This window comes from Actinomadura sp. NPDC048394, from assembly GCF_040651755.1.
GTDB classification, from domain to species: Bacteria; Actinomycetota; Actinomycetes; order Streptosporangiales; family Streptosporangiaceae; genus Spirillospora; species Spirillospora montaniterrae.
The window spans coordinates 1-1,938 of sequence record NZ_JBEZJL010000180.1 but is presented as its reverse complement, the minus strand read 5'-3'; the positions used below and the strand labels follow the sequence as shown (position 1 = coordinate 1,938).

The following is a 1,938-nucleotide window of genomic DNA, read 5'->3' as shown; positions in this document are numbered from 1 at the left end:
GCTTACCCTCTTTCCCGCCGGGTCGGTGTTGCGTTGTCTTCTTTACCGCGGTAAAGAAGACAGCCCGCCTCGCGACTCCTACGCCTGAAGCAGGCGAACCAGGTCCGCGACTGCTCTCCCCGTGAGGCGATCACGGATCATTGCCGCGAGCTTCTCGGTGGAGTCCCATGGAACTTCAGCGTCAGCGGCCCTCGCGCGGGAGCCCCTAACTCCCTTCCCGGGGGCCTCTTCGTCCCGAGGCTGCGGCACGCCCGCCTCCGTGCGCTCCGCGTCAGTAGCGGAACTGCGCGCCTTCCTTGCCCGCTTCGCAGCTCGCTCCTGCTGTTGTTGCTCCTCCAGCGCTCGCAATGCCGGTTCTTGTTCCGTTGCCGGCTTGATCGCGATAGAGCGCGCCAGCCGCACGGGAAGGGAACCTGCGCGCACCTGCTCTTGAAGTTCGGGTGTCAGCTTCAAGAGGGCCCTGCGCTGGGAGACCCAACTTTCGTGTCGTTTGAACTGCTTGGCCGCGGCGCCGGCGGACCCGCACTCCTGGACCATCGCTTCGACGGCCTGTGCCTCTTCAATCGGATCCAGATTCTTCCGGTCGATGTTCTCCTTGAGAACGGCGTCCAGGAAGCTCGGTCGCGATTCGGCGATGGAGTCCCTGACGATGGCGTCGATGGTCGGCAGCTCTACGTGGCGAGAGGCCCGCCACCGGCGCTCACCATTGGCGATGACGAAGGCCGCGCTGCCGATCTCCTTGGCGTGGTCAGGCCAGAGCTTGAGATAGGCGGCGCGGCTGACCACCACGACGGGCTGGAGCTGGCGTACCTTCAGGCTTTCCCCGAAGTCGGTTAGCTCCTCCTCGGTCCCGTAGTTCTCGCGTGGGTTCAGCGGAGTGGGGGCAAGCCGGTCCACCCGCATGCGGGAGAAGCTCCCGGCACTCCGTCCCGGGACATCCTCGACCGGCTCATCCGCGACGGTGGATAGGTCGACGCGCTGTCCCATCAGGCGGCCCCTCCGTACCCGAGTTCCAGGGCGAGGCGGAAGTAATCCTCGCGAGCCTCCATAGAGGTCCTGTTCTTGGGGTACTGAGTGACGACGTGCCCCTCGGCACTTGCTCGCGTATGGACCTTGTAACGACGTACGACGGTCTTGGCCCGTGGCCACTTCTGCGCGTCCATGAAACCGAGCGTCTGGTCACGATCCGAGACGCCATCTCGCGGGTCCCAGTTGTTGAGCAGAACCCGGTACTTCATCTTCCCCGACTCGGCCGCCTTTGGCTGGATGAGGTTGTGGACGGTGCGCTTGGTTGCATCGAAGCACAAGGGCTCGGGGATCATCGGCACCACCACGTCTTCGCCGATGTCCAGGCATGCTTCGAGGATGTACTGCTCCCGCAGACTGCCCGGAGTGTCGATGAAGATGTGGGCATAGCGACTGCCGTCACCGCCTTCTGCACCGCCGCCCAGGACCTCCTCTACGACCGCGGCCAGGTTGACGGTGGTGGTGGTCTTTCCGACGCCGCCCTTCTGGTTGGCCACGACGTGGATGCGCGGGGCCAGCTTCTTCAGGCGCCGGATCGTGTTACGGACCTCGTCCCTCAGCGCCCGAAGCGCCTCCGCGTCCAGCGCGTCTTCTTCCTCTTCGCTGGGGAGGTCGAGCTGGGTGAAGTCGAAGGGGAGGGCGTTGTCGCCGACGCGATCGGCCCACCACACTGCAGAGCCCTGCGAGTCTGCAGACACGACGAGAACGTTGGATGCCATCTGTTGCTCCGTATGCTTCCCGTTGCCGGTACTTCGGACAGCCAGCAGCATCCCAGGTCGACCGGAATCCTGGCCAGGCGACACAGCAAGAGGTGGCTCTTTACCGCGGTAAAGAGCAGATCAGAATAGCGGCGTGGAGGGAAAGAGTGGATGAGTGGTCGGGTGTTTCTAGGGGGGGGCCGATTCAATTAAA

The 1,938-nt window shown here is 64.2% G+C and carries 2 protein-coding genes; both read right to left on the bottom strand.

The genetic code is table 11. From position 1 onward, the window contains the following. Positions 1–78 precede the first annotated feature (78 nt). On the bottom strand, positions 79–987 hold the full coding sequence (locus AB0C78_RS50720) for a ParB/RepB/Spo0J family partition protein (RefSeq protein WP_360763036.1): 909 nt from the start codon (positions 985–987) through the stop codon (positions 79–81). Further along, positions 987–1,745 carry a ParA family protein gene (locus AB0C78_RS50715; RefSeq protein WP_360763033.1) on the bottom strand — a complete coding sequence of 253 codons (759 nt, stop codon included), beginning with the start codon at positions 1,743–1,745 and terminating at the stop codon, positions 987–989. Before AB0C78_RS50715 ends, AB0C78_RS50720 begins: the two co-directional genes overlap by 1 nt. Between the last annotated feature and the right edge of the window lie 193 nt (positions 1,746–1,938).

Bases quoted from the DNA above. Each gene is read 5' to 3' on its own strand.
- AB0C78_RS50720 (WP_360763036.1), bottom strand. From the start codon at position 987: ATGGGACAGCGCGTCGACCTATCCACCGTCGCGGATGAGCCGGTCGAG.
- AB0C78_RS50715 (WP_360763033.1), bottom strand. From the start codon at position 1,745: ATGGCATCCAACGTTCTCGTCGTGTCTGCAGACTCGCAGGGCTCTGCA.